This is a genomic window from Alteromonas sp. KS69, assembly GCF_003989595.1.
Lineage (GTDB): Bacteria > Pseudomonadota > Gammaproteobacteria > Enterobacterales > Alteromonadaceae > Alteromonas > Alteromonas naphthalenivorans.
The window spans coordinates 1-26,311 of the sequence record NZ_PYHU01000006.1; the positions used below are offsets into that span (position 1 = coordinate 1).

Consider the following 26,311-nt stretch of genomic DNA (forward strand, 5'->3'; position numbering starts at 1 on the left):
GATTCACCGAAATACGCAAATCACAAAGAGTTCTCAATAGAAAAAGACGACTTTTAAGAGATCATTAAAATAACGTAAGACCATATGTGACAGTGCCTCCAAGGGAGATCACATGTAACCGTACACATGTGTACACTGTGTTTCATCTAGGTGTACACAACAGGTTTAGTCATTTACGATAGTATCCTTAAGGAAATACTCGAAAGGAATGCCATGAGTAAAAAAAGTAAAGCAAGGCGTGACGCGAAGAAAAAGAAGTTAAAGAACAAAAATCATAAAGTAGATAAAAACTTCTCCCCTACTCAGGTTAAATCAGATGGAGGTCCAGTCTTAACTAGCATTGAAAACCCTCTATCCTCGTTGACTCGAGAACAACGAGAGTCTTTAATCGAAAAAATTTCTTCTGAGAGTAAAGTTAAGCTAAAAGAAGGAATCGATGACCTAAAGGAATTCCTTTGTGAGTACTGTCCGTTAACTACTTTATCAATTGTCTCTACTTATTCTTTAAGTCAGGGTGTCAGTGACGATGGGGTTGTTAATAAAGAATCTCCTATTGGGGTTGAGCAATTTCATGTGGAGTTACTACAAGCTTTAATTCTGACGATACCTAAAGATTCTTTAGGTACAAAAATGCCTACGAATAGAGATATTGAAGTTGTTTTTGAGCTAATAAAAGAAATTCAACAAAACTCAACTCAAAGTAGATATAGAACAGCAGAACTCAATCAGTCTAATGAAGAAAAAGCAATATCTACCATTCAGGAGCTGCTAAGAGGACATACTCAAATAGTCCGTAATTGGGGTTTTAACTCTCAGATTAAAACAATAATTACGGAGCTCTACACATATTTTGATTTTGAAGTTAACAACATATTTGGTTTTACAGTCACAGACACTATAAAAGTATTCTCTCATTTAGTTAGTAGTGGCGAACAAAAATTAACTGAAAGATATGAATTTTTGAGTAGCCTTTATAGAACTCATGACAAGAAAAAGCTAATAGATTTATATACTGACCATATAGGTCTCTCAGTAAATGACAAAGAAGAGCTGTTTGAGGATTTAGCTATCGATAGAACTCCCTTCAAACAGTTATTTTTCCTCATGCTTTCTCACTATGACTTATTCACTCCATACATGTATCACATAGATTGTGAAGAATTAAGTCAAGAGTTAAGCATTGCACAAGAGACTATAGTAAAAATACTAAACCATTTTTCACTCGAAAGCGGTGAACTTGCTACCCACAATCAGGATTTCATATTTCTTGATAACCCTATCTGGACAAGACCTATAGTCCAAAGAGAGTCAGAGTACTTCTGTCCACTCCCACAAGTGTTTTTTAGTTTCTCCTTGAACAGTCTAGACAATCTAATCGAAGGTTATGATAAAGACAAACTTCATGAAAGAAGAGCGTTATATCTAGAAGAAAAGATAGAAGAGATAGTAAAAACTAGGTTTCCTGGATCTCATACAATCTCCGGAATACAATGGGATTTTGAGGGAAAAACATTTGAGACAGACCTAATCACCTTCATAGATTCTCATGCACTAATAATAGAGGCCAAATCACACAATATTACCAAGCCAGCTTTGAGAGGTGCTCCGGATCGAATCAAAAAGCACTTCAAAGAAATTTATATTGATCCTAGCGTTCAGTCATTTAGGTTTGCTGAAAAGATTAAAGAATTAATCGAAAATCCGGATACGAATGACCCATTAATCGACAAACTACCAATCGACATTTCAAAAATTAACAAAGTTATTCGAGTTTCAGTTTCGCTAGAGGATTTTGCCACTTTACAAACTAATCTGAAATTATTCGAAGATACTGGCTGGCTACCAGATGGATATGAATCATGCCCTTCAACCAATCTAGCTGATTTTGAGACAATATTTGATTTGCTAGAGCACCCAGTACAAATACTCCACTATCTAGAAAGACGAAGCATAATTCAAAAGCAATATAATCTTATGGGAGACGAGCTAGATTATTTGGGGCTTTACCTATCGACGTTTTTAGCTTTAGGAAACTTTAGTGATTATGCCACAGATCACGTTATAAATATTAGCGGAATGTCTGATTCTATAGACAGTTACTATCAGGCTAAAGATGCCGGTGTATCAATCCAAAAGCCTAAACCTAAAACATCTAAATTATTCACTGAGATATTCAACCAACTCGAAAAACGCTCAACCCCAAGGTGGACGGAAATAGGTTGCATACTAAATATGTATGTACCTGAAGACCAAGTTCAATTGAGCAATATGATAAAAAGTTTGTCCCAGAGAGTGCACCACACTTGGCAACAAGTAGGTCACAAGAACATGATTATTTTATGCCCTCATGAGTCTTCTGAATATTCTCTCGCTGTCGTTTTATACAAGGATGCTAATAAACAATTAAGAGATAAATTCATCAACGAAGCATCAGTACAAGCCTTGGAACCTGATCATGTAAAGCAATGCTTATTAATTGCAAAGAACATTGATGACAACGAAATAGCATACCATTTGATTGGATTGTTTGAGTCCAGATAGCTAAAAGTCCACTTAAATAAACGACACTTTTATTAATTGTAATGATACGCTGCAATCTAAAGGGTGAGGTGCGTGCTACGTCATCCCCCCCCTGAGATTGTGGGTACGAAAATACCTAACGATGGAGTATATATAAACCTACGACATCTCTTGATGACTTACCTCTGAGGTTAGCCTTATCAGGTTGAGAAGTAGACGTACAACGTGTCCTTCTTCCTTTATTCAACACATCATCAATCATTTCTACTTCAGATACTTCAACTTCATTATTATTCCAATCGAATCCAAACTTGTTTACGTCCTTGGGCGCAGACCTAAATGAAAGATTCCCCGTTTTTTCACTTTCAACTTTTACAGGGAAAGCCCAATCGCCATTTTTCAGCAAGAAGGCTATTTCCTTTGACTCTTCACGACTACTCATAAATCCTCCCAACAAGATATATTCTGACCTGCATACAAAAAAAGCTACACACTAAAAGCAAAAAAGCCACCAAGTATTATCTTGATGGCTTTTTTAGGTCTCAATGCCGTGTTAGATCAAAAGGCTCTATTATTGTCTCTACATACGTCTCTACACATGAAAAATAAACCTTTATAAATCAACAGCAAAGGGAGGAACAGGCAATTACATCATGCCGCCCATTCCGCCCATGCCGCCCATATCAGGCATTGCAGGCGCTGCTTCGTCTTGAGGTATATCTGCAATCATGGCTTCAGTTGTAATCATAAGTGAAGCGATTGATGCTGCGAACTGTAGTGCAGAGCGCGTTACTTTAGTTGGGTCAAGAATACCCATCTCTAGCATGTCGCCGTACGTGTCGTTGCCCGCATTATAACCGTAGTTACCGTCGCCATTTTTCACTTCGTTAACCACAACAGATGCTTCTGCACCGGCGTTGCTAGCGATTTGACGTAAAGGCGCTTCCATTGCACGTAGTGCAAGCTTAATACCTACAGTTTGGTCTTCGTTTTCGCCAGTTAGGCTAGCAAGCTTAGCTGCTGCACGAACTAGCGCCACACCACCACCAGGTACTACGCCTTCTTCAACCGCGGCGCGAGTTGCATGAAGTGCATCTTCAACGCGGTCTTTCTTCTCTTTCATTTCTACTTCGGTAGCAGCACCAACTTTAATTACTGCAACACCGCCAGAAAGCTTAGCTAAACGCTCTTGAAGCTTTTCTTTGTCGTAGTCTGAAGAAGAGTCTTCAATTTGACCTTTAATTTGAGCACAACGGCCTTCAATCGCTTCTTCGTCGCCGTTACCATCAACAATAGTAGTATTGTCTTTGTTGATAACTACGCGCTTAGCGGTACCAAGGTCTTCTAGCTCTACTTTTTCAAGGTCTAGACCAATCTCTTCAGAGATAACCGTACCACCAGTAAGAATAGCGATGTCTTGAAGCATTGCTTTACGACGGTCACCAAAGCCAGGTGCTTTAACAGCAGCAACTTTAACAATACCGCGCATGTTGTTTACTACTAGTGTAGCTAAGGCTTCGCCTTCAACATCTTCAGCAATAATCATCAGTGGCTTACCTGCTTTTGCTACGCCTTCAAGGGTAGGAAGCAACTCACGGATGTTAGAAATTTTCTTATCAACCAATAGGATGAAAGGGCTGTCTAGTTCAACAGTGCCGTTCTCTTGGTTGTTAATGAAGTAAGGAGATAGGTAACCGCGGTCGAACTGCATACCTTCAACAACGTCAAGTTCGTTTTGAAGTGCTTGACCTTCTTCAACAGTAATTACGCCTTCCTTACCTACTTTTTCCATTGCTTGAGCAATGATGTCGCCAACTTCTGCATCAGAGTTTGCAGAGATAGTACCAACCTGAGCAATTGACTTGCTGTCAGCACAATCAGTAGATAGGGCTTTAAGCTCTTCAACCGCAGCAATAACTGCTTTGTCGATACCACGCTTAAGATCCATTGGGTTCATGCCTGCAGCAACAGACTTGTGACCTTCAGTGATAATAGCTTGTGCTAAAACAGTTGCAGTAGTTGTACCGTCACCCGCTTCGTCATTCGCTTTAGACGCAACTTCTTTAACCATCTGCGCGCCCATGTTCTCAAACTTGTCTTCAAGTTCGATTTCTTTGGCTACAGATACACCATCTTTAGTGATGGTAGGAGCGCCGAAAGACTTATCTAGTACTACGTTACGGCCTTTAGGACCTAGTGTAACTTTCACTGCGTTTGCTAGCGTGTTTACGCCTTTAAGCATTTTTGTACGAGCGTCGTTACCAAAACGTACTTCTTTAGCTGCCATGATTAAATTCCTCTCTTAATTCGTTTAACGTTAGTTGTAATTACTCAACAATCGCAAGAATGTCGCTTTCGCTTAGGATCAGAACTTCTTCACCATCCAGCTTTTCAGTTTTAACGCCGTAGCCTTCGCTAAAAATAACGGTGTCGCCAACTTTAACGTCTAGCGCTTTAACATCGCCATTTTCTAGGATGCGGCCGTTACCTACAGCGATAATCTCGCCACGTGTAGATTTTTCTGCTGCTGAACCAGTCAGAACGATACCGCCTGCAGATTTGCTTTCTTGCTCTGCGCGTTTAAGGATTACGCGGTCGTGTAAAGGACGAATTGCCATTTTCAAGTCTCCTGAAAATTTCACTATTCAAGTTAATGATTGTCGACACACAATTATTTGTATGTCGTATGCTTGGGTTGCTCGTTGCCGAGCAGTTAAAATCGTATCTGCGAGGATAAATGGGGGAGTAGCCATGCAAGTTCAAGGGTTTTTGAGCAAAAAAATGTAAAAAAATTGATTTTAATGCTCAAAGCTTGCACTTAAGGCCAAAAGTACACATTACTTAAGGCGTTTGTCTGGGTCATTTTGGGTTTTGTCTGAAAATTCACCTTCAAACACATCGCCATTATCTGAGCTGCCCGGTTGACCAGACTGTTGCTGATTAAATGGGTTTTCAAACGGGTTATACTGGGCACCGCCAGCTTGTTGATTAAAGCCGCCCGCTTGAGTCACTACCCGCAGTTTCATATGTTTACTTAGCTGCGAAGCAATAAGGTGGCGAGAACCTGGCAAGGCAAACATAAAGCCAAGAACGTCAGTGATTAGGCCTGGGGTAACCAATAAAATACCTGCAACTACCAGCATTAGGCCTTCTACCATCTCTTTACCTGGCAGTTCGTTGCGCTGCATTTTGGCCTGTGCGGTTTGTAATGTTGCTATACCTTCGCGCTTAACAAAATAAGCACCAATGAATGCGGTTAATATCACTAGCCCAATAGTATTCCAGCCACCAATTATCCCGCCCACCTGAACTAATAGGGCAATCTCTACTATGGGTAATATGGCAAACAATAAAAATAAAAACCGCACAACATTTCCTCTTTCATCTAGTCATAGAATAGTATTGGGGTAAAGACCATAATAACAAGCGAAGGTGCAACGCTTTGGGTTAAGTGGCAAACTCAAGCGACCGACGGTAGCTGTGTTAAACTGGGTTTGTGATAGAATAGCGTATACATCTCGGTCTTACTTTTTATAGGCCAATAGCTTTAGGATAAAGAAAGTCGTTATATGAAGTACATCACCCGTTTATTTTCTTTTGTCGCATGTTGTCTATTTTTAGCATCGCTTGCGCTGCCTGGCTATTCGCAAACTAATACACAAATTACGGCACAAACTTCGCCTCAAACCTCCGCTCCGCCTTCAAATCAGAGCCTGGGTGGGTTCGACGATGTGTTCAGCAACCAAGAAGAATTCTTAAAAGTAGACCAAGCCTTTGTATTCGACTTCAATCAGGCAGACGACACCTTAAGCCTTTCCTTTACCATTGCCGATGGCTATTACCTTTATAAAAAGCAATTCAAGTTAGTGGCTAAGCAAGCCGCCATTGGGGAACCTCATTATCCCAAAGGCGTGATCATTGAAGATGAATACTTTGGCGAATCGGAAGTATTTTATGATGAAGTCACGATAACGGTTCCTATTACACAAGCCACCAACGACGGTATAGTAAAAATACGCTACCAAGGCTGCGCCGATGCGGGCCTTTGTTACGCACCGAATATTAAAACCGTCTATTTGAATGCCCTTGCCAGCAACGCTAACGCCAGCGTCTTGAGCAACAGCGCTGATCCCATGTCGACAGATGAACAGAGTCTCTCGCAAACGAACCCGAGTAGCTCTCAAGCGTCTCAATATTCTCTGGCCGATAAGCTCATTAACAAAGAAAACCTAGCCCTCACCTTGGTGCTATTCTTTGCATTAGGCATAGGCCTTGCTTTTACCCCCTGCGTGTTCCCTATGTACCCCATTGTGTCGGGTATTGTGATTGGCCAAGGTAAACAGGCAAAAGCCAGCAACGCATTTTGGCTCACGTTTACCTACGTACAAGGCATGGCCATTACCTATTCTATATTAGGCTTAATTGTGGCGTCGGCGGGTATGCAGTTTCAGGCTGCACTTCAACATCCGCTCATTCTAGGCATTTTTATTGGCATTTTTGTTCTGCTGGCGTTAGCCATGTTTGGCCGATACGAGCTTCAACTTCCTGCAAAATGGCAAACCCGCTTAACTAATTTAAGTAACAACCAAACGCCTGGCAGCATGGCGGGTGTATTCGCTATGGGTGCGTTATCGGGGCTAATTGCCTCGCCATGCACTACGGCGCCATTAACCGGCATTTTATTGTTTATTGCACAAAGCGGCGACTTAACCCTTGGTTTTGTTTCCCTGTATGTGCTGAGCATAGGCATGGGCGTTCCCCTTATAATATTTGGAGTCACCGGTTCTAAATTGCTACCTAAAGCGGGTCAGTGGATGAACGTGGTGAAAGTATCGTTTGGATTTATGATGCTGTCGGTGGCCATCGTATTTGTAGAGCGTTTGTGGCCCAAAGCATGGTCTAGCGAATACATTAACTTGCTGTGGGCAGCCCTAGGTTTAGGGGCATTTGGTTATTATTTTGTGGTAAACGAAGCGAGCCAAAAAGGCATTTTGAAGTACGTGCGAACGTTGGTTATTGCGGCAGGTTTGTTCGCCAGTGCGCTGCTAGCCTATAACACCCTGACTTCATCTGAAGACACTGCCACGCAGCACAGCCAGCTGGCTCATCCAACATTTATTGTCGTTGAGAATTTAGATGATTTACGCCAACAAATTGCGACAGCCAATTCACAAGGCAAAACGGTGATGGTGGACTTGTACGCCGATTGGTGTGTGGCCTGTAAAGAGTTTGAAATATACACCTTCCCTGATCCTAATGTTATTAATGCGCTTAATAATACCGTGTGGATGCAAATAGATTTAACCGATACCTCTGCCAATAATACGGCCTTTCAGGATGAATTTTCTATTCTTGGGCTGCCAACTATTTTATTTTTCGATGAGAGCGGTAATGAGCTAACGCAGTCTCGGGTAACCGGATTTATGAAAGCGCCAGCCTTTGCTGAACATGTTGAAAATACGTTTTAACATTATGATTGGTGAGTGATTACTCTTCGCCGTAATTCAAGGGTGAGCTATGCCCCAAATGCCTCAGTTTTCACTCGCGCTTTTGTTCATTCTTACCTTGTGCGTGCCATCTAAAACGCTATTGGCGCAAGAGACCGTGAAGCAAAACCTGACAACCCAGGCGCTTGGTTGCTACGATGCTAATCGATTTTGTATTAGTATTTCGCCGCCCACAAATGGCAACTATGAAGTTTATGCCCAGCGAAAGATACCGCTGCCTCTTGTGCTTACGTTATCAGCCAGTGGGCTTGCGTCTACTTTACCAACCAGTGGGCTTACGCCCGGGTCGACATCCAGCGTATTTTTTAAACGACGATGACCCTATTTTAATGGGGGTAGTAAAAAGCCCGCGACGGTTTTGGCACTCAATGAAAGTAAGCTGGACTTCAGGAGTGCTGAATGCTGTGCACAATGATGAAGTGATTTATTTGCCGCCGCTGCGCCCAGCTAGTAATTACCCCGTAGTACAAGGTTTTGGTGGGGGCTGTTATGCATTAGATTTTGCGGCGCCGGTTGGCACTCCCGTGTTCGCCGCTCGCGATGGTGTGGTAATAGATACGAAAGATGATGGCCAATTAGGCGGCGCTTCTAAACGGTTTGCTAAGCACGCGAATTTTGTCGCTATTTTGCATGACGATGGCACCACAGGCGAATATTATCATTTGAAATATAAAGGTGTGGTGGTAACAAGAGAGCAAAAGGTGAAAGCTGGAGAGCTCATTGGTTATTCTGGTAATACAGGGTTTTCATCACTACCCCATTTGCACTTCGCCGTGTACACAGCCAAGTACGAAGGAAAGTACATGTCGGTGCCATTTGCGTTAAAAAATGAGCCGAATTGAACTCCACTAGTTACATAAGCAGCACATAAAAGTCACATTAGCATTACATGGTCACATTCTTATACACCGCCACGCACCTGTGATAACGCATAGACCGGGAAGAGAACTTTGCGTCGAAAACACCTGATTAGACCAGTATTTTGCTGCGAAATCTTTCACTACCTCTATAATCAACGTCTAAATGAATAAACAACCGGATTAATTGTCTTTTTTTCGTGCAACTGTCATAAAATTTTGCTGAAATAGCAAATACACTGACTTTTTACCGAAGATAGCAGCAAATTTAATGAATATTTTGTTACTGAACGGCCCTAACCTAAATATGTTAGGACAACGTGAACCCGATAAGTATGGCACACAAACGTTACAGGACATCGTTGATGATCTGAGCGCGCAGGCAAAATCGTCTGATGCCACCCTTACCCATTTTCAGTCGAACGCAGAACATGCGCTTATCGACCGTATTCATCAGTCTATGGGCAATATCGACGCAATCATCATTAACCCCGCTGCTTTCACACATACAAGCGTTGCACTTCGCGATGCATTGTTAAGTGTCAATATCCCGTTTATTGAAGTACACCTGTCGAATGTTCATGCCCGTGAATCATTTCGACATCACTCATATTTCTCAGATGTTGCGGCAGGCGTCATTGTTGGCCTTGGTGCCATTGGTTATTCACTAGCCCTGACCGCCGCCATCAATTTACCGCAATCAAAAAATTAACGTAGAGACTGAACATGGATATTAGAAAAATCAAAAAACTCATCGAATTAGTGGAAGAGTCTGGCATTGCCGAACTTGAGATCACTGAAGGCGAAGAGTCTGTTCGAATTCATCGCGGCCCAACTGGCGTTCAAGCGCCAATGAACTATAGCTTTGCTGCACCAGCTCATGCAGCACCAGCTCCGGCTCCAGCAGCACCCGTTGCGGCGGCTGAACCTGCTCAAGCAGCGGCACCTGCAGCGCCAGAAGGCCATGTGGTTAAATCACCAATGGTTGGTACTTTCTATCGCGCATCTTCACCTACAGCAAAACCGTTTGCTGAAGTGGGTCAAACGGTAAATGCTGGCGACACACTTTGTATTATTGAAGCAATGAAGATGATGAACCAAATTGAATCAGACAAATCTGGTGTGGTTAAGGCAATACTGGTAGATAACCAAGACCCAGTAGAGTTTGATCAACCCATGTTCATCATTGAATAAGCAGGCTTCGTACTATGCTAGATAAAGTACTCATTGCAAACCGTGGTGAAATTGCCCTTCGTATTTTGCGTGCCTGTAAAGAACTTGGCATCAAAACCGTTGCGGTACACTCCACGGCAGACAAAAACTTAAAGCACGTGTTGCTAGCAGACGAGTCGATTTGTATCGGTAAAGCCTCAGCAACCGAAAGCTACTTGAATATTCCTCGCATTATTGCAGCGGCGGAAGTCACTAATTCTATTGCTATTCACCCAGGGTACGGCTTTTTAGCAGAAAACGCCGACTTTGCTGAAGCAGTTGAAAAGAGTGGCTTTATCTTCATTGGCCCAACGGCAGACACCATTAACCTGATGGGTGATAAAGTGTCAGCAATTAGTGCTATGAAGAAAGCTGGCGTTCCATGTGTACCTGGCTCAGATGGCCCGCTTACTGGCGACAATGATAAGAATAAAACCATTGCTAAACGCATTGGCTATCCAATTATTGTTAAAGCAGCTGGCGGCGGCGGTGGTCGTGGTATGCGTGTGGTTCGCAGTGAAGCGGAACTTATTAGTGCTATTGAAACTACGCAAGCTGAAGCGGGCGCGGCTTTTGGTAACGCCACCGTGTACATGGAGAAATTCTTAGAAAATCCACGTCACGTGGAAATTCAAATTTTAGCCGATGGCCAAGGCAATGCTATTCACTTAGGCGAGCGTGACTGTTCTATGCAGCGCCGCCACCAAAAAGTGGTAGAAGAAGCACCAGCACCTGGTATTTCTGAGCAAATGCGTAACAAGATTGGCGATCGTTGTCGTCGTGCTTGTGTCGAAATTGGTTATCGCGGCGCAGGTACGTTCGAGTTCTTATACGAAAACGGCGAGTTCTATTTCATTGAAATGAATACCCGTATTCAGGTTGAACACCCAGTATCTGAAATGATTACCGGCGTTGACCTAATTAAAGAACAACTGCGTATTGCAGCCGGTCAGCCTCTGTCTATCGACCAATCGCAAATTCAAATTCGTGGCCATGCTATTGAATGTCGAATTAACGCAGAAGATCCTAAAACCTTTATCCCAAGCCCAGGTACGATTGATATTTTCCACTCGCCGGGCGGTTTAGGTATTCGTTGGGAATCTCATATTTATGCTGGCTACACGGTACCGCCTTTCTACGATTCCATGATTGGTAAGTTGATTACCTTTGGTGAAAGTCGTGACGAAGCCATTGCCAGAATGCGTCATGCGTTAGATGAGCTAGTTATCGAGGGAATTAAAACCAATATTCCTCTACAACGCTCTATTATGGCTGATGAAAACTTCTTTGCCGGTGGTACCAATATTCACTACCTTGAGAAGAAACTAGGCATAGCCTAACAGCATCAAAATTCAGTGCCGTGTTTTCCACGGCACTGCTTTTATCTCCTTTTTTTACTTCTGGTACACCCCTTCTTTTTCTACAACATATTTCCAAACGACTTAAATTACTCGCGCCTATCAGTATCATTTTGCTATGCGCTCTACTGCCCATGCTTAAGCAATTACTAGCTCATATAGTTCATTCTGTTTTTACGATTAGGACAATCAAGTTTTAAGGTTTTTCAAATGAACGGGGCGGGCATATACTTAACTCAGTTTCCTAGCCCTCCCTGCTATTGAAACTTTAGTTGTGTTTTATGTGTTTACCCTCATTGGAGTCCACCTCCAGTTTTTAGCCGGTGTCATTCACCGGCTTTTTTTTTCAGTTTTTTCCATCACAAATAGTTACCCTAGTCGCACTTTTTTTCGTATAAGCTGGTTAGGCTTAATTAACTTATTGATGAATTGGACTCGACTGAAATGAAAAGGGTAGATAACGCAGCTGTATTTGTTGTTCTCTTATTTTCCGTATGCGCCAATGCCTTTGCCGAGCGCTTAAGCTTTTCACAGAAGCTTGACATGCAATTTCGTTTTGACGAACGCTCAGACCGAGATCATAGAAATCAGTATAGAGTGCGATATTACCCTTCTGTTTCCCTGTCCTCTGACGATGCGTGGTCGTTAAATAGTTTTGTGGTTACCGGAGAATCTTTTGCATCAAGCCATAATACCTTTGATAGTGATACGTCAGATTACCTTTACGCTAGGCGTTTATATTTACGCTATGAATTTTCTGATGGAAAAATGGAGGCGGGGATCATCCCCACCTATAAGGGCCGAGTTTCTTCGTCAGGGCTATCTAAAGATGGATGGATTAAAGGCATGCGCAGTGTTTATGCCTTGCAAGAGGACAGCGAAATAGAATTGGTTATTGGCGAACTTGACGATACCAACGCCAACAGCGCATTTGATAGTTTCCACCAACTCAATTATGTTGAATTAGAATACTCGGCAAAAATGGGGCAAACCCATAGCTACGAAGTGAGTATCGAGCGTATGACTGACAACAACTTTATTCGGGGTGAATATCGCTTTCAATACACGCCATCCCAAACGTTGTTCATTGAAACTATTCAGCAGCTGTCATCTTCAAGCTCAAAGTTTGTTATTGGCCTGAGCGGAAGAACGAGCGTGGGAAATTACCCTTTGTCTTATTTTTCTCACTATTCTTATGTAAGTGAAGGCTTTGGCCCTAGGGGTGAGCTGACTGAAGATTTTTTGGGGACGGGTCATGGCGCTTCAGCTGAAATAAGCGGAGATATTACTCTTATTGATGACACAGAGTGGTTTATACGTGCCGATGTGGTAGACAGCGTTAGTCGGTTGCTTGCAGGTATAAAGGTGTCATTTGAGCAATAAAAAAGGCCCATCAAAATGATGGGCCAAACAGCAAGAACGCGTACGCACTTTGACAGTGCACTTTTTAATACGGTGGTTCCCCACGCGAAAGTTCAGCGCTGAATGGTTACGTTTATTTAATGATTACAACTGCTTGTGCGTACTGCCATTTACTAAAAAAACTGAGTGAAGTATGGTAGTGTCTACTAACTCAAACGCTAAGAAATAAAAGTTTTTCAATCTTTACCACTTAGGTAAAAAGGTTTACAAGGTGCCCAAACGTTACGAAGAACTAAAATCTCAACTCCCTGTTTCACGCCTGTCTATCGACGTATTGCTTGCTCTGCGCGTGCTTTACGACAAGCCCGAAAACGACGTGGAGTTATGCCAACAAATTGCTGAGCTTTCTCGCGAGCCTGGCAAGCTAGAACTAGGTTATCGTTCTGAATGGGAAGCCTATGTTTTGCGTGAATTAGTGTTAGATTTAAAGCAGCATACGCAGCGTAGTCCTGCTTCTTTTATCGATTCGGTATTAAGTCGCATGGAGAACCTTAAAGATACCAACCCTGACTATATAGCCTATAAGCAACAAGTTTCAGAAGCCATGTCTACGGATGACAGCATCGCACCGTTATTCCCCACGCCATGGCGCCAGCAACTTATGATGCTGCTATTGCCTGTCACTACCGTGAAGCCATTGAAACCAGCAGAATAGCCAGCACAATAGAAGGTTACTTATTTGCACTCTGAGGTTTATATTGAGACGGGCAGTACCCTCTTTCTACACCCGCTGGGCGTAACGTTTTGTGTTTGGTTTTACGCCCTGACACCCTTGCACGCCAATTTTTGAAGGTTTTGTGCTTTAAATTCTGGCGCATCAGTTTAATAACCTCTTTCTCAGGTAAGCCATACAAGTCTTCGATTGCCTCAAAAGGGGTTCTATCTTCCCACGCCATTTCAATGACGCGAGATTGTTCAACCTCAGTAAGACGCCCTTCAGTATGACGTTCTAAGGGATAGAGCTCTGATGGATAATCTTTTGACGAGGGCTCTTTTGAGAGATGATCATTTGAAAGCTTATCTAGAGAAAGATGGCCTTTATCAAAGTTACGCTCTTCTGTGTACTGCTCTTGTGTAAGTTGCTGTTCGGTATCTCGCATAGTTCGGGCTCTTGTTAATTAACACTACTACTACGCTAATATAGAAAAAATGTTCACCTTACCTAGCCTTACCTAACCTTACATTTATTTAATCGTTTCAGCAGACATCGTTAGAATGATATCAAGTAAAGCTGCGGCCGCTTTTGCGTCGGAGAGCGCGCGGTGATGCTGCTCCATTTTAATATCGAAATGCCGCGTAAGGTTTGCCAATGAATATGAAGGTAGCCCTGGGTTTACCTTTCGCATTTCTCTTACCGTACACAGCTTAGGCCGTTTGAAAGGAAGCTCTAACCGTGCAAATTCCTGTTTAATGAAGCCATAATCAAAATTAACGTTGTGCGCCACAAATACCGCCTCGTCGGTAAAGCTAGCAATACTTTCAGCGACTTCTACAAATAATGGGGCATCAGCCACCATATCATCAGAAATACCGGTAAGACGTGTGATGGTAGCCGGAATTCTTCGCTGCGGGTTAATCAAGGCTTGATAAGTATCTACCACTTCGCCCGCAACAATTTTCACCATGCCAATTTCAGTAATTCGATTGTAGCTGTTGTTGCCGCCTGTGGTTTCAATATCAACCACCACATAGGGCTGGTTAGGATCGCGATGCCAATTTACTGTAGTAACCGCAACTTCAAACCCAGCACGTTGCAACCTCTGAATAGACACCAATTGATTGCGTCTTAACTGATCACCCGGCGCTTTCACTTCTTCAAAGCGCAGCTTTTCATCAAACACCATAATGTCAGGGAAGCCGTCGCTTAAAGAGGCAAAATCTTCACTCATCATTCGAAGCAGGTTAACGATGGCGCTAAGCTCGCCGTGCTTGATAAGAGCATCGATAGGTTCAAGCAAGTGGCTGCTCCACATGAATAAGCTATTCACTTTGCCATAGTGGGCTGTCGCCATTTTGTGAACGTGATAACGAAATTTCTCTTTGCTATCTAACCGTTCAAATAAAGCTTCTATACTGCTACCAAAACGCGCATAAAAGTTGTTTTGTTTAAGCGACAGTGGCCGCCTGTCAAACTCAGTGACTAACGTATCTTCTTCATATAACTGTGCCCAAAAGGTTAGCCCAAACAAGCTGCACCATAATCGGTTTTCTGTACGCCACCCCGCAATTCCCAAGCGTTTATAGTGAGCTAAAACGCCGCGCTCTACCTGTTGATTCTGACTAACATCAATATCAATAGTACGGCTGGCATTTCTAAGCATATCGGTTACCGCACTGGTGCGCTTTTTGTGGTATTTCCTCGCATAGAAATCTTCAGCAAAGGCCAGCAGCGTATCGGAAGGTGGTGAGTCGATAATGTGTTCTAGTACTTCTTTAACACTATCGGTGTTGCCATCTTTATAGCTTTCTCTTATCCATTTCTCTTTCGCTTTGTCGCTTTGGGCTTGGTATAGCAAAAGAAGGGCCTGCTCTCGGTGCTCGCCTAGTAATTTTAACGCTAGTGCATAAAGAAACTGATCACGATAAAACATGGCTGATACGCCATCGCTATTGGGGAACGTCTCATGGGCTAATGCATTTGCTTGCGCTAAAGAAAGAAAAGGGAGCTTTTCTAAATGGCTGGCATAAAACCAGGCTGCTTCAGCATCTGCTTTACTGTCGAAACGGGTAATATCTGATACCGAATCGCCACGGGTACGCATGACGCCTAAGTCGCGCATAGAAAATTGATTCAGCCTGCCTTTGGTATTGCCAAAATAAAGGAATAATAAAAATTTTAGCGGTGCATCAAACAAACACACTAAGTAAGTATGCTCATTTAGCCCTTCAGGCCAGCCATGCTGATTAATGCAGGCTTCTAAGCGCGATACAAGCACGGGCTTGGTCAATGATGCCAAACCTTGAGTGGCACCGTATTCACTTAACAGCCTTAAAATAGCATCTTTAGTCAGTACGCCTGCAATATCTTGCAGCGAAGCGTGGTGCAAATCGCCAAACCACTTAGCTTCAATCAGCTCGTCAATTTGCTGTTGAGGGTTAGCTATTTCTGCATAAGAAAACTGCGACCTGTCAATTACCGCATATTTACGATTAGCCGCACGCACAATGATGCATTGTTTGTCAGCATCTAACTGGTTAAAGCTTTCTATAAAACCATGAGCGTCATCACTTAACAACGCAGCATTCGCCCCTTTAAAGAACGCTAAGAACTCAAAAAAGTGGGCTAAGTAATATCGTGGTGGCAAATCTTTTCGCATTATAAAACCAAACTATTGCATACACTAATTAGTGTATATTTATACAGCCCTATTGTTCAACCTTTTCCCTTTTTATTTCATGCGTGGGTGCACGGGCTTTTGCGTAGTGGCTTGTAAAGTCATTCTGGCTTAATTGGCAGTCAATCCAGTTTTCTACTTTACTCGTAATAACTATCACAACGTAATTCACATACGAGGAAATCATGAGCTTAACGCGATCGATGGCGTTCTCTTGCCCATATTGCATGGCAGCCAATGATGTAGAAATTGATGAGGTTAATGATGTGGGTCAGGTGCAGGTACTTGATTGCCAAGTATGTTGCCAACCTATAGAACTTGGTGTTTATCAGCAAGGCGAAGACTTAAATATTATTGCGGAGCAGGAAAATGGCTGATAGTGGTACCCATTTTTCGTTGCAGGATATCAATGCTTTGCCGCAACGATATCGCGCCAACTTTGTGAATAGTCTATCTGGCTTTAAATCTTCCTCACTGTTAGGCACCACCGATGGCCGAGTTAACAACTTAGCTATTATTAGTTCTGTGGTTCATGTAGGGGCTAACCCACCATTGCTGGGTATTATTATGCGCCCACACACTGCACAGCGAGATTCTCTGACTAATATTAAGCAGCAAGGTATGTTCACTTTAAATCATGTTCATACAAGTTGGACTGACAAAGCACATCAAACATCTGCGCGGTATGATAATGGTGTGAGTGAGTTCGATGAGGTTGGACTAACGCCTTGGTTTAGCCAGAACTTCAGCGCGCCTTATGTTAAAGAAAGCGCGATAAAGATGGGGCTTAAAGTAGAACAGCATTTTACGTTGTGTAATCAAACGGAAATGATTATAGGTGAAATCCAAGAGGTCTTTATTGCGGGCAGCAGCACTACAGGAGATGACATTGCAAAAAGTGCTATTGCCGAAGATGGGTATATAGATCTTGAATCACTACAAACCTCATGTATCTCGGGTCTGGACACTTATCATAGTACGCAAAAGATAGCCCAATATGCTTACGCAAAACCCGATGTGCCTTTAACACAGGCGAGCGTAACTAAAAAATAATTCATGTTTTGCCAGTGGCGCGCAAACTAATGTTGCGTTGATGCTATAGGACATTGATTTTGCTAGCTGTTCAGGTGAAACTCGTTAATCTAGATCAACAAATATTTATTGCTTTGTGTTAGATCCAAACGCCACGGGTTATAGTATAATTATTAACATTCAAAACCTGCCTTGCGGCAGGTTTTTGCGTTTTAGGCGCTGAGTAAAAAAGAATCATTATCGTTATTATCTCAATTGGAGAGAATTATGAAGTCTGTAAACCGTCGTGACTTTCTGAAATTGTCAGGTACATCTTTGATAGGCCTAACGTTAGGAAGCGTTGCGTTACGTGCGAATGCGCAAGAACAACTACAAGCAGATGATCCAAGCGCGAAAGCATTAAACTACACTGCGGCGTCTACTGTAGACGGTGCTAAATGTAACAACTGCATGTACATTCAAGGTGCCGACGGCGAACAACACCGCCCTTGCGCCATCTTCCCTAACAAATTGGTTAACGCCAATGGTTGGTGTAGTGCATGGGTTAAACGCCCAGGCTAGTAACTCGAATTATCAAAAAAGCCCCAGTCTCGCTCACGTGTGCTGGGGCTTTTTTATGCATTTGAGATAAGGGTCTATAACGAGTTACAGCCCCTTCACAGCGTCTAACAATGCGGGGTTATGTAGTCGGCTCGGTAACAAACCAGGCTTTATATAGGCCCCATGCTTTGCTTGAAATATACTGCCAATGCGTAGCACTTTTTCATCGTCCCATTGCTTGCCAATAAAGCTAATTCCCACCGGAAGGTTTTTCACTTCTCCTGCCGGTACAGTAAGATGCGGATAACCTGCAATGGCCGCTAAATACCCAATTCCAATAAACCCCATTGGGGAATGATCGCCATACACGCCATCAATCAGAAAAGCCGGGCTATTTGAGGGTGCCACAAGTACATCAACTTTATGTTGTGCCATTAGGGCATCAATACCCTTGTCTCTCGCAGTTTCTCTTACCAAGGCTAGAGCCGAAGCGTATTCTGGGCTATTAATGTCATCTGTATTCACTGCTTTTTCGAATATATCTTGATTAAAGAGCGCAAGTTCTCGAGAGCTTGCTTGATTGTAAGTAATAAGTTCCGACAAACTGCGCACAGGAATGTCCGCTGGACTGCCTTCTAAGTATTCGTTTAATGTGTAATGAAACTCGCTAAGTAACACTTGATAAGAGTCGGCCCAAAAACTTTCAGGTTGTTTGAAGTCGCTAATTTCCACCAGCTCAGCGCCTGCGGCAGTTAGGCTATTTAAGGCTTTTTCATAAGTAGAAAGCACATGAGGGTTATCCCCTTGACGGTAACGCACAACGCCTACGCGCACGCCTTTTAAATCGGTCGCCAACATACTTTGCTGCGGTGCATTAAGCATGTGTTTGCTAGCCTCTAGCGTTGCGCTATCTTTTGTATCTACACCTGCCATGATTGATGCCATTAACCATGCATCGTTAACGTTTGCGGTCATAGGACCTGCGGTATCTTGGGTATATGAGATAGGGACAATGTGCGTACGAGATAACAGCCCAACTGTGGGTTTAAATCCTACAATACCGTTCATTGAAGAAGGACAAATAATAGAACCATTGGTTTCAGTGCCCACGGCTAACGACGCTAAACGCAATGCCATAGCAGCACCTGAACCCGACGAAGAACCACAAGCACTACGAGATAACATATGCGGGTTTCGGGTTAACCCACCTACGGCGCTCCAACCACTAATAGAAGATTCAGACCGAAAGTTAGCCCATTCAGAGAGGTTAGTTTTACCTAACACAATGGCGCCCGCGGCTTTAAGGCGAGCTACAATGGGGGCATCTCGCTTTGTGTCATTATCAACAAGTGCCATCGCGCCTGCGGTAGTAGGTAGCTCACTGGTTTCAATATTGTCTTTCAGTAACACTGGAATACCAAACAGCGGCCCTTTACGCATTCTATTTTTACGTGCTAAATCAGCCGCTCTGGCTTCTTCAATGGCATTGGGGTTAAGTGCCAAAATACTATTTACATCACCATCAAGCTTTTCGATTCTAGCGAGATAGCCTTTTACTAACGCCTCGGATGACAACTCACCTGCTGCTATAGCCTGCGCTTGTTCTAGTGCAGATTTATCTAACCAAGCCTCAACAGCTACTGAAAAAGCCCTGTCGTCTGAACGCTCAACAGATGCATTTTTTGTGTTCGGCTTAGATGGTGCACACGCGGTGCAAAGTAAAATAACGGCAGCGTAAAGTAGCGTAGCCTTCATGTGGTTTGTCCCCAAGTTTCTAAGATATCTACATTTTAGTTTTAAATATCTTAGTAGTGGATTGAAACGATTATACATACGAATGCTAGCATATGACGAATACAAAATACTGTGGTAACTATTGACATTGGAATGAGCCTACCCTAAGTTTCTTTCCAGAAATAGACAAGGAAGTGGGCTAGCCGCTCACGGCCAGAGGGCCCTCAGGCCCGCCCCTGGTAGGAAGAATTTCCGCTCTGATTACCAATGAAAGAGGGCAAAGAGAGTGGCTGTACCTTTTACAGCGATTCGGTGAGTCACGGCTTATAAAAGCTATCAAAGATCTGCCAGGTAACAGGAAACCCTATCCCTTAAAGTAGCCCGAGTTCTTGGGGTTCAGCTCCCAAAGCCCTGTGATCTCCCCAACCTTAAGGCAAACCTCAGAGCCGATAGAGAGGTGCGATTAGGTCTTCGATCTATTCGGGGCCTGTTGGCGTCTCTTGGGAATATTCAAAACCAGAAAAGTGATGAGGCGAAATAGGGAAAATGCAAGAGGCGGACATTCGGTTGCTGTTTGATTGCGGAAATCTGAAGTCAGTAATGATCACCAGAGCGCCCCTGGTTGAAGGCTGGTGCTGCAATTTTCGCGAAAGGGTGGCGGCTGTGAGGTGCTCGACTTTCAAAGAGTAAGTCTGCGAACTTTTAAGACTCTGGATGCGACATTTCTGGCTGCAAGCCGGATTGGGTAGGCAATCGATCAACCAAGGACTTCATTATGGCGATGCTCGAAAGAGTCAGTATTACGCCTATGGCTCTCGATACCGACAAGGGTTCTCAGGAGGTTTCTTGGGTTCCGGTCAGTCGCTCAAAGCCAGTGCCAAAGGTGCCACACATATTCTTCGATGACGGAGAGCCTTGGCTCGCGGCCAATGCTTATGCACTCCACAAGTTAGACTCCGTTGTAGGAAACGATATCAAAACAGTGGCCTCAAACATGAGTCACCTAAAAGCCTACGCTTGCTGGCTAGAAGATCATGGGGTGGATTGGCGACACTTTCCGAAGAGAAAGAAAGATCGTTGTCTTTTCCAGTACCGAGGATTTCTCATTGAACAGCGGAAGGCCGGATTGGTTAGCTCCAGCACCGCCACATCGAGAATGGGCGCGATCATTCAATTCTACCGCTGGGCCCAGGTTTATGGCTGGGTTGACCGTAAGTCCATGTGGGAGGATCAGTCTAAAACGATCCAGTTCTATACCTCTGTCGGCTTCTCTCGGACGATGTCTGTGACTTCAAGCGAGTTGGCCATTCCGAATCGAAGGCGGGTTGGTGCGGCATTGGAGGATGGGCTGACCCCTCTAACGGATGAGAATCGAGCGGCGCTACTTACTTTTCTTTTCGAGCGTGGGAAAGTAGAGCTTTACCTGATGACCATGATTGGCTTCTTTACTGGGGCTCGGAGTGAGACCATTCGCACCCTGCGTCTATCAAGCATCGATAACGCCCTGGATGATCCGACAATTCCCTCAATGAAGCGCATTGCGGTGGGGCCTGGAACAGGTGTTGAAACCAAGTACGATGTGAGTGGTGCGCTGCTCTTTCCTGCCGAGCTTGTTCGTCAGCTTGAGCGATATGCTTATTCAGCGCGACGCCTTGGTCGACAGGCGAGGGCCTCCGAAGAAGATCGAACCTTGCTGTTTCTGTCTGAGCGAGGAAACGCCTACTCCGAGACGTCCTTTACAAAACTAATCAGCTACCTGCGTGAAAAGCTGGCTGAGGCAGGGCTTGATCAATTTAGGGATTTTAAATTTCACCAAACACGAGCCACTTTTGGCACCCAGTTAATGCGACTCGCAATGAGCGCCCTTCCGAGCCAGGTCGATGCCATCGTTTTTGTTAGGGATGCCATGCTCCACAAGGATGAGGCGACAACTTGGAAATATGTGAAGTTCATCGAAAAAGAGCCTGTAAAGGAGGCGCTGTCGGACGAATTTTTCAATTTGTATGTCGGCAAAGTTGGCAACGTCGAAACATTAATCGATAAGGTTACATTCAATGACGACGCCTGATTTGTTGATCCAGTATCTAGATAAGGAGAATGCGCCCCGATATGGTTCAAGGTCAGATTTAACACGGTTCCTTTATCGGGGCGGCGCGAGCTTGAGAGCGGATTTGGCGTTCAAAAAAATTGCCGTGGGAGCGCTAGGGGCGATTCGAACAGAGAGGTTGGAGCTTTTACAAGCTGTTAAAGAAGAGCTTGAGAATAGACTTTACGCTGGCCGATCGGAGAAGTCGGTGCCTCATTACCTTGCTACGTTCGTGGGATTTATGAGATTCCTGGATGAGGGCCAGCACTCGTTCAGTCTTGCAAAGCTGGAATTCAACTTCCTGGAGTACGCCGAGTATTTGTTCATTAAGTCTAGGAAGAAGGGTTCGAAGTTGAGCCCGAAGTCAGCCTACATAAAGGCTGCGACGCTGTCGTCGATTTTTGGTTCCATTCTTTCCATACCGGAAACCGTCCGCCTCATTAATAGGACTCGCCTTCGTGCCGTCAAGGAAGCGCCAAAAGCGGTCAGTCGGATTGCTGAGAAGAAAAACTTGGAGGCTACCTTCAAGCAGGGGAATTTCCTGGTCGATATCGCGGAAGGATTGTCTAAGGAAGCTGTTTATGGGCCCCTGCCCCTAGAGATCCCAATCCGAGCCGGTCTGGTTGAGGGCAATGAGGTGTTGCTCCATGCGGGATTGCAAGAGCTTGAGTTGGCAGCTACTCCCAAGCCTGGCTGGGCATATCAGAAAAAGGTCCTCTATCGGGAAGCGTTAAAGCGACGAGAGGCGGTCAGTGATATTTCTCCCCGGAGGGGCGGAGCGAAAAGGTGGCACCTGGTGAACCTGCGAGTCCAGGCAGAGTTTCTGATTTTCCTTGCTCAGACAGGCATGAATTTGACTCAGGCTAGAGAGTTGGGGCGCGGAGCCTTGAAGTATAAGCCGCTCGGCGATAGCTGGCAGGTAAGGTGTTACAAGAACAGGAGAGGAGGTGAGGTAAGCTTTCGAATTTACAAGTCTTACAAGCCCTTTCTTGAGCGATTTCGAGCCTTTGTGAACCATTTCTTTCCTGATTCTCCAAACTTTTTCCCTCAGTTTGATAATTATGGCAAGGGAGAGAGTGTGTCGAGAACGGGGCTTACTCACTTTGTGGCGTTTCGGCAGTTATTTGAAGCACATGGACTTGCTTGGGTTACACCACGAGAACTGAGAAACACCAGGGTGAATTGGCTTTTGCGCCGCTCAGGAGACCCTGAATTAACGGCAGATATGGCTCAGCATACTCGGGAGGTGTTAAAGGACCAATACGAGCGACCTAGTCAGCAGCGAGCTATGGTTGAGGTTGCCCGGTTTTGGAGCAAGCACGACCCTATCAAGCAAAAGGATCTCAAGGCGTCGGTGATTTCCAGCAGTTGCAATGGTGACCCAGAATCGGTGGCCGATAGACCTGGGGGGATAGTTGAACCTAACTGTGTCAATCCATCTGGTTGCCTGTGGTGCAAGCATCATCGCGATGTAGATAGTGAAGACTATATCTGGTCCATTTCCTCCTTTCGGCATCTCAAGACGATTGAGGCAAGCATGACGCTGAGTCGTGAAGAGGTGCCCTCTGACGTCGTAGTTGATCGGTTATCCGAAAAATTGTCGTGGTTTAAGAACTCTAGTTCCAGGCGTGCTGGCTGGGTGTCAGAAGCGCAGGAGCGGATTGAAGAGGGTGATTACCACCCTAATTGGGCCCCAATTATTGAGCTTCTGGAGCAGTAATGAACGCTGACACTTTGCGCTTTATGTCGCCATCCACGTTGGTTACGGTCGACTCGCCGTTGTATCGACCGCCATGCTTTCCGCCACCCAGAGATTGGGCGGTATCGGTCGACAGCGAAGGTGCCCCGCTGTCCCTATATGGTGATGATTTCTGGGACTTTCGGGCGTTCGAGCGCTCTGCGACCTTCAATTTTAAAAAGGACGGGATTTCTGATGAGAATGTCTTTCTTGTCAAGCAGGTTGTGCTCTTGGTGCTTTATCATCCGCGACTTTTTCCTGGGCGAATTAGGAGTTGTGTTTACTCGTTTGGAGCCCTGACAAAGATTGCAAGCGTCTGCGATAGTAAGGGAGTGCTGATCTCGGACGTTGAGAGGTTTCCGGCGATTCATCAGGAGATTGCTGATGCTCTTCAGTGCGCCAGTTTTAAGGTTTACGTCAACTTTCTACATAGATTGAGATTGCAATCAGATGTTCTTGGCTTTGAGGTATTCGGAGGGAGAGGTTTGGCGCTCCTGGCGTCGCAGATAAAAGGTCATGAGAAGGTTCAAACTCCATATATTCCACCCAGAATATGGGCGTACCAGGTTAAGAGGTTGAATGAGTGCCTGGACGATTTTTTCGAGCATGAGCAAGCGCTGGGAAGCGCATTCAGCTGGTTATCAGAAGCGTATACGTATAACGCCTCTTGCGTAAAGGATGTTAAATACCATTCACCCTTTTATGAGCCGCACGTTTACAAAAAAAGAGTGCTGTTTGCAGGAGGGTTTGAAGGATTTTCTGTGGAGTATGGACTTTCAGGGCTTTTCGAGAAATGGCTGGGCGTACCGCCTCTCATCTACAGGAGTACCCGCTTTACGGCCTATCTCAATATGGTTAAAGAGGCGGCTCTATTTTACATCATGAGCTTCTCCCTTCAGCGCCTGAATGAGGTGAACTCGCTCAGGTCTGATTGCTTTCTCATCGAGCGTGACGAGAGGTTGGGGGATATCGCAATGTTGGTTGGGGAAACCACGAAAACTGATCCTGATGATGATGCTCGATGGGTTGTGCCCAGCACCGTTAAGAAGGCTGTTGATGCGGCGAGCACCATTGCTAAATGGAGGCTGAAGTATTTCCCAGGGGGTGAGTCTGCGCCTGAATGGGATAGTTCTTCTGTGCCGCTCGCGTTGGCCGGAACGGAGCCGTGGCTTCCAGTAAAGGGTAACAACCGAAACTCCAAGAACGAACTTATAGGGCAATTAAGGCTGGGTCCCTTCATTGATCGCTATCCGCTTTTTTTCGATCCAGAAGAGATGGCAGTGACAGAAGAGGATTGGAAAATTGCGGTGTCTATGACCCCGAATATTGGCAATAGAGAAGGATTTGGCATCGGGCTTCAATGGCCTTTAGCGGCGCATCAGTTGCGACGCACCACCAACGTCAATATGTTCGCCTCCAACATGGTTTCTGATCAAAGCTTACAGTGGCTCATGAAGCATGTGAGTCAAAAAATGACGCTTTACTATGGCCGCAATTTCACTAATTTGAGACTCAACTCGGATGCTGAAACTTCCGTCATAGTCGAGTCCTACAAGGCAATTTACCGGCAGATTGCAAGTGTGGTGGAAGATAGCTTTGAGAATGTGCGCCCTCATTCTAAGCAGATGATCCCGATTAAGGTTGTCAATCTTGTAGAAGCTGGGGAGGAAAAACAGCTTACGAAGTTAATAGCCAAAGGCGATATTGGTTGTCGGCGCACACTGGCCGGATTCTGCATGAAGGCTGGGGTCTGTGAGTATGGTGGTATTGAGTCAATGGCGCAGTGTGCTGGGGCTGATGGCGGAGGCATCTGCACAGATGCGATTTTTAAGCGTGAAAATGGGCCAGCCTTGAGACGACTAAAGGCTGCTCACGAAAAGAAAATCGAGTCGCTGACCTCCGAGAGTCCACGTTTCAACGCTTTGAAAAAAGAAATCTATGCGATAGAGGTGTATCTCAGTGTCGTCAACGGTTAAGAAATCGGCAGAGCAAGAGTTCAGGGATGCATTTGATCGGCTGAAAAAAGGTAAGACAATCCGCCTTCCTTTGGGGGCAGCTGTTACCCAAAACAACGTTGCGAGAGAAGCGGGACGAGATCCCTCAGCTTTGAAAAAGGACAGGTACCCTTTGCTGATACTTGAGGTTCAAGCCTACATAACTTCTAAGTCGGAGCAAAAGAGGAGCAGCAAGCGTACTACAGACAACAGGGCAAGAACCGATAAGCAGAAGATCGCAGACTATCGCAAGCAGATTGATCGCCTGAGTTCTATTGTGGCGGCGCAGAATTCGACTATCGAAGAGCTTCTGGATGAGATTGAGCGGTTGAAGGCCGGGAGGGTGTCACGCTTTTAGCCCTCCGGTTACACGTAATATTCCGGTAAGCTCATGATATTCAATGACGCATAGCAGGTTACGCTTTTCCGATTTGCTACCCAAATGATGCTACCACAATTTGGCCGCTCGGGTCGCAAAGCGAACATTCAGGGCCGAGTCCGAGGGGTTCAATTTGAGGCTACGGTGTGTCACACGCATCGGGGTAAGTCCATTGAGGCTGAGGGGCATGTCGTGCTTAAAGGGGTAATTCTCGGATTCAGTCGGGGTTGTGAACATGTCAGAACCGATAGAGCGCCCTTTGGACGCGCTATCCGGAGGCCCGAAGCAAAGGGTCTGGATTACCATGACCGTTGTCGAGGAAACGCAATTGGTCCTTCCCGATGAACCGACCTTAGCCCTGGATCTTGGCCGCTAGGTCGAGGGGTTCGATCTTATCCGGGAACTGAGTCGCCGGGGGCAAAACCATTGCCATAGCTATCGACGATCTCGCCAACGCCTGTCGCTGTGCCAACCACATTGTAGTGATGAGGGAAGGTTGTATTTATGCTGAGATCAGCCCCAAGATGTGGTGACAAGGGAGCTTATTGAATCGGTCAACTGAAGCCGCCGTGATCTCTTTCCCGATCCAGTAACTGG

The 26,311-nt window shown here is 44.8% G+C and carries 23 protein-coding genes; 16 read left to right on the forward strand and 7 right to left on the reverse strand.

Going from position 1 to position 26,311, the window contains the following annotated elements; genetic code table 11:
* Positions 1 to 213 precede the first annotated feature (213 nt).
* Positions 214 to 2,541 carry a hypothetical protein gene (locus C7Y69_RS05735; protein ID WP_126872087.1) on the forward strand — a complete coding sequence of 776 codons (2,328 nt, stop codon included), beginning with the start codon at positions 214 to 216 and terminating at the stop codon, positions 2,539 to 2,541.
* Between the two features lie 115 nt (positions 2,542 to 2,656).
* Here the strand turns inward: C7Y69_RS05735 and C7Y69_RS05740 are convergent, their stop codons facing one another.
* The 4 genes from C7Y69_RS05740 to C7Y69_RS05755 form a co-directional block, all read right to left on the reverse strand.
* The gene (locus C7Y69_RS05740) at positions 2,657 to 2,962 is read right to left on the reverse strand and encodes a hypothetical protein (protein ID WP_126872088.1); all 306 of its coding nucleotides are present in this window, start codon (positions 2,960 to 2,962) and stop codon (positions 2,657 to 2,659) included.
* Positions 2,963 to 3,166: 204 nt separating this feature from the next.
* Positions 3,167 to 4,807: a chaperonin GroEL gene (gene groL / locus C7Y69_RS05745; RefSeq protein WP_013786600.1), complete on the reverse strand. Its 1,641-nt coding sequence runs from the start codon at positions 4,805 to 4,807 to the stop codon at positions 3,167 to 3,169.
* 40 nt (positions 4,808 to 4,847) lie between these two features.
* A complete protein-coding gene (locus C7Y69_RS05750) occupies positions 4,848 to 5,138 on the reverse strand; it encodes a co-chaperone GroES (RefSeq protein ID WP_013786601.1) in 291 nt (96 codons plus the stop codon).
* Positions 5,139 to 5,357: 219 nt separating this feature from the next.
* On the reverse strand, positions 5,358 to 5,888 hold the full coding sequence (locus C7Y69_RS05755; protein WP_013786602.1) for an FxsA family protein: 531 nt from the start codon (positions 5,886 to 5,888) through the stop codon (positions 5,358 to 5,360).
* Positions 5,889 to 6,089: 201 nt separating this feature from the next.
* On the opposite strand from C7Y69_RS05755, the gene C7Y69_RS05760 reads away from it, so the two are divergent.
* The 7 genes from C7Y69_RS05760 to C7Y69_RS05790 all read left to right on the forward strand — a co-directional run bounded on the left by C7Y69_RS05760 (position 6,090) and on the right by C7Y69_RS05790 (position 13,531).
* Entirely contained in the window at positions 6,090 to 7,988 is a 1,899-nt protein-coding gene (locus tag C7Y69_RS05760; protein ID WP_126872089.1) for a protein-disulfide reductase DsbD, read from the forward strand.
* 176 nt (positions 7,989 to 8,164) lie between these two features.
* A complete protein-coding gene (locus tag C7Y69_RS05765) occupies positions 8,165 to 8,869 on the forward strand; it encodes a M23 family metallopeptidase (RefSeq protein ID WP_126872090.1) in 705 nt (234 codons plus the stop codon).
* A 286-nt stretch (positions 8,870 to 9,155) separates the two neighbouring features.
* Entirely contained in the window at positions 9,156 to 9,596 is a 441-nt protein-coding gene (gene aroQ / locus C7Y69_RS05770) for a type II 3-dehydroquinate dehydratase (RefSeq protein ID WP_013786605.1), read from the forward strand.
* A gap of 14 nt (positions 9,597 to 9,610) precedes the next feature.
* Positions 9,611 to 10,078, forward strand: coding sequence for an acetyl-CoA carboxylase biotin carboxyl carrier protein (gene accB / locus C7Y69_RS05775; RefSeq protein WP_126872091.1), 468 nt, complete (start codon positions 9,611 to 9,613; stop codon positions 10,076 to 10,078).
* Positions 10,079 to 10,092: 14 nt separating this feature from the next.
* Positions 10,093 to 11,436 carry an acetyl-CoA carboxylase biotin carboxylase subunit gene (gene accC / locus C7Y69_RS05780; protein WP_057795338.1) on the forward strand — a complete coding sequence of 448 codons (1,344 nt, stop codon included), beginning with the start codon at positions 10,093 to 10,095 and terminating at the stop codon, positions 11,434 to 11,436.
* A 561-nt stretch (positions 11,437 to 11,997) separates the two neighbouring features.
* Positions 11,998 to 12,837, forward strand: a complete 840-nt coding sequence (locus C7Y69_RS05785) for a hypothetical protein (RefSeq protein WP_260563429.1) — start codon at positions 11,998 to 12,000, stop codon at positions 12,835 to 12,837.
* Between the two features lie 250 nt (positions 12,838 to 13,087).
* Complete coding sequence (locus tag C7Y69_RS05790; RefSeq protein ID WP_126872093.1) at positions 13,088 to 13,531, forward strand: hypothetical protein; 444 nt, start codon at positions 13,088 to 13,090, stop codon at positions 13,529 to 13,531.
* Between the two features lie 16 nt (positions 13,532 to 13,547).
* Here C7Y69_RS05790 and C7Y69_RS21790 read toward each other — a convergent pair whose 3' ends face one another.
* Together C7Y69_RS21790 and C7Y69_RS05800 are read right to left on the reverse strand one after the other, a co-directional pair.
* The gene (locus tag C7Y69_RS21790) at positions 13,548 to 13,778 is read right to left on the reverse strand and encodes a TIGR03643 family protein (RefSeq protein WP_256771113.1); all 231 of its coding nucleotides are present in this window, start codon (positions 13,776 to 13,778) and stop codon (positions 13,548 to 13,550) included.
* 282 nt (positions 13,779 to 14,060) lie between these two features.
* The gene (locus C7Y69_RS05800) at positions 14,061 to 16,193 is read right to left on the reverse strand and encodes an exonuclease domain-containing protein (protein WP_126872095.1); all 2,133 of its coding nucleotides are present in this window, start codon (positions 16,191 to 16,193) and stop codon (positions 14,061 to 14,063) included.
* Between the two features lie 203 nt (positions 16,194 to 16,396).
* Here C7Y69_RS05800 and C7Y69_RS05805 point away from each other — a divergent pair, with 203 nt between their 5' ends.
* The 3 genes from C7Y69_RS05805 (at position 16,397) to C7Y69_RS05815 (ending at position 17,804) form a co-directional block, all read left to right on the forward strand.
* Positions 16,397 to 16,588, forward strand: a complete 192-nt coding sequence (locus C7Y69_RS05805) for a CPXCG motif-containing cysteine-rich protein (RefSeq protein WP_126872096.1) — start codon at positions 16,397 to 16,399, stop codon at positions 16,586 to 16,588.
* A complete protein-coding gene (locus tag C7Y69_RS05810; RefSeq protein WP_013786613.1) occupies positions 16,581 to 17,264 on the forward strand; it encodes a flavin reductase family protein in 684 nt (227 codons plus the stop codon). Before C7Y69_RS05805 ends, C7Y69_RS05810 begins: the two co-directional genes overlap by 8 nt.
* Positions 17,265 to 17,510: 246 nt before the next feature.
* The gene (locus C7Y69_RS05815; RefSeq protein ID WP_013786614.1) at positions 17,511 to 17,804 is read left to right on the forward strand and encodes a high-potential iron-sulfur protein; all 294 of its coding nucleotides are present in this window, start codon (positions 17,511 to 17,513) and stop codon (positions 17,802 to 17,804) included.
* 84 nt (positions 17,805 to 17,888) lie between these two features.
* Here C7Y69_RS05815 and C7Y69_RS05820 read toward each other — a convergent pair whose 3' ends face one another.
* Complete coding sequence (locus C7Y69_RS05820; protein WP_013786615.1) at positions 17,889 to 19,538, reverse strand: amidase; 1,650 nt, start codon at positions 19,536 to 19,538, stop codon at positions 17,889 to 17,891.
* A 754-nt stretch (positions 19,539 to 20,292) separates the two neighbouring features.
* On the opposite strand from C7Y69_RS05820, the gene C7Y69_RS05825 reads away from it, so the two are divergent.
* The 5 genes from C7Y69_RS05825 to C7Y69_RS22040 all read left to right on the forward strand — a co-directional run bounded on the left by C7Y69_RS05825 (position 20,293) and on the right by C7Y69_RS22040 (position 26,090).
* A complete protein-coding gene (locus C7Y69_RS05825; RefSeq protein WP_013786616.1) occupies positions 20,293 to 21,585 on the forward strand; it encodes a tyrosine-type recombinase/integrase in 1,293 nt (430 codons plus the stop codon).
* Entirely contained in the window at positions 21,572 to 23,323 is a 1,752-nt protein-coding gene (locus C7Y69_RS05830) for a hypothetical protein (protein ID WP_013786617.1), read from the forward strand. The genes C7Y69_RS05825 and C7Y69_RS05830 overlap by 14 nt, the downstream gene beginning before the upstream one ends.
* Positions 23,323 to 25,317, forward strand: coding sequence for a hypothetical protein (locus tag C7Y69_RS05835; RefSeq protein WP_013786618.1), 1,995 nt, complete (start codon positions 23,323 to 23,325; stop codon positions 25,315 to 25,317). The genes C7Y69_RS05830 and C7Y69_RS05835 overlap by 1 nt, the downstream gene beginning before the upstream one ends.
* Positions 25,301 to 25,693: a hypothetical protein gene (locus tag C7Y69_RS21520; RefSeq protein ID WP_013786619.1), complete on the forward strand. Its 393-nt coding sequence runs from the start codon at positions 25,301 to 25,303 to the stop codon at positions 25,691 to 25,693. Before C7Y69_RS05835 ends, C7Y69_RS21520 begins: the two co-directional genes overlap by 17 nt.
* Before the next feature lie 256 nt (positions 25,694 to 25,949).
* Entirely contained in the window at positions 25,950 to 26,090 is a 141-nt protein-coding gene (locus C7Y69_RS22040; protein ID WP_013786620.1) for an ATP-binding cassette domain-containing protein, read from the forward strand.
* Positions 26,091 to 26,311: the final 221 nt, after the last annotated feature.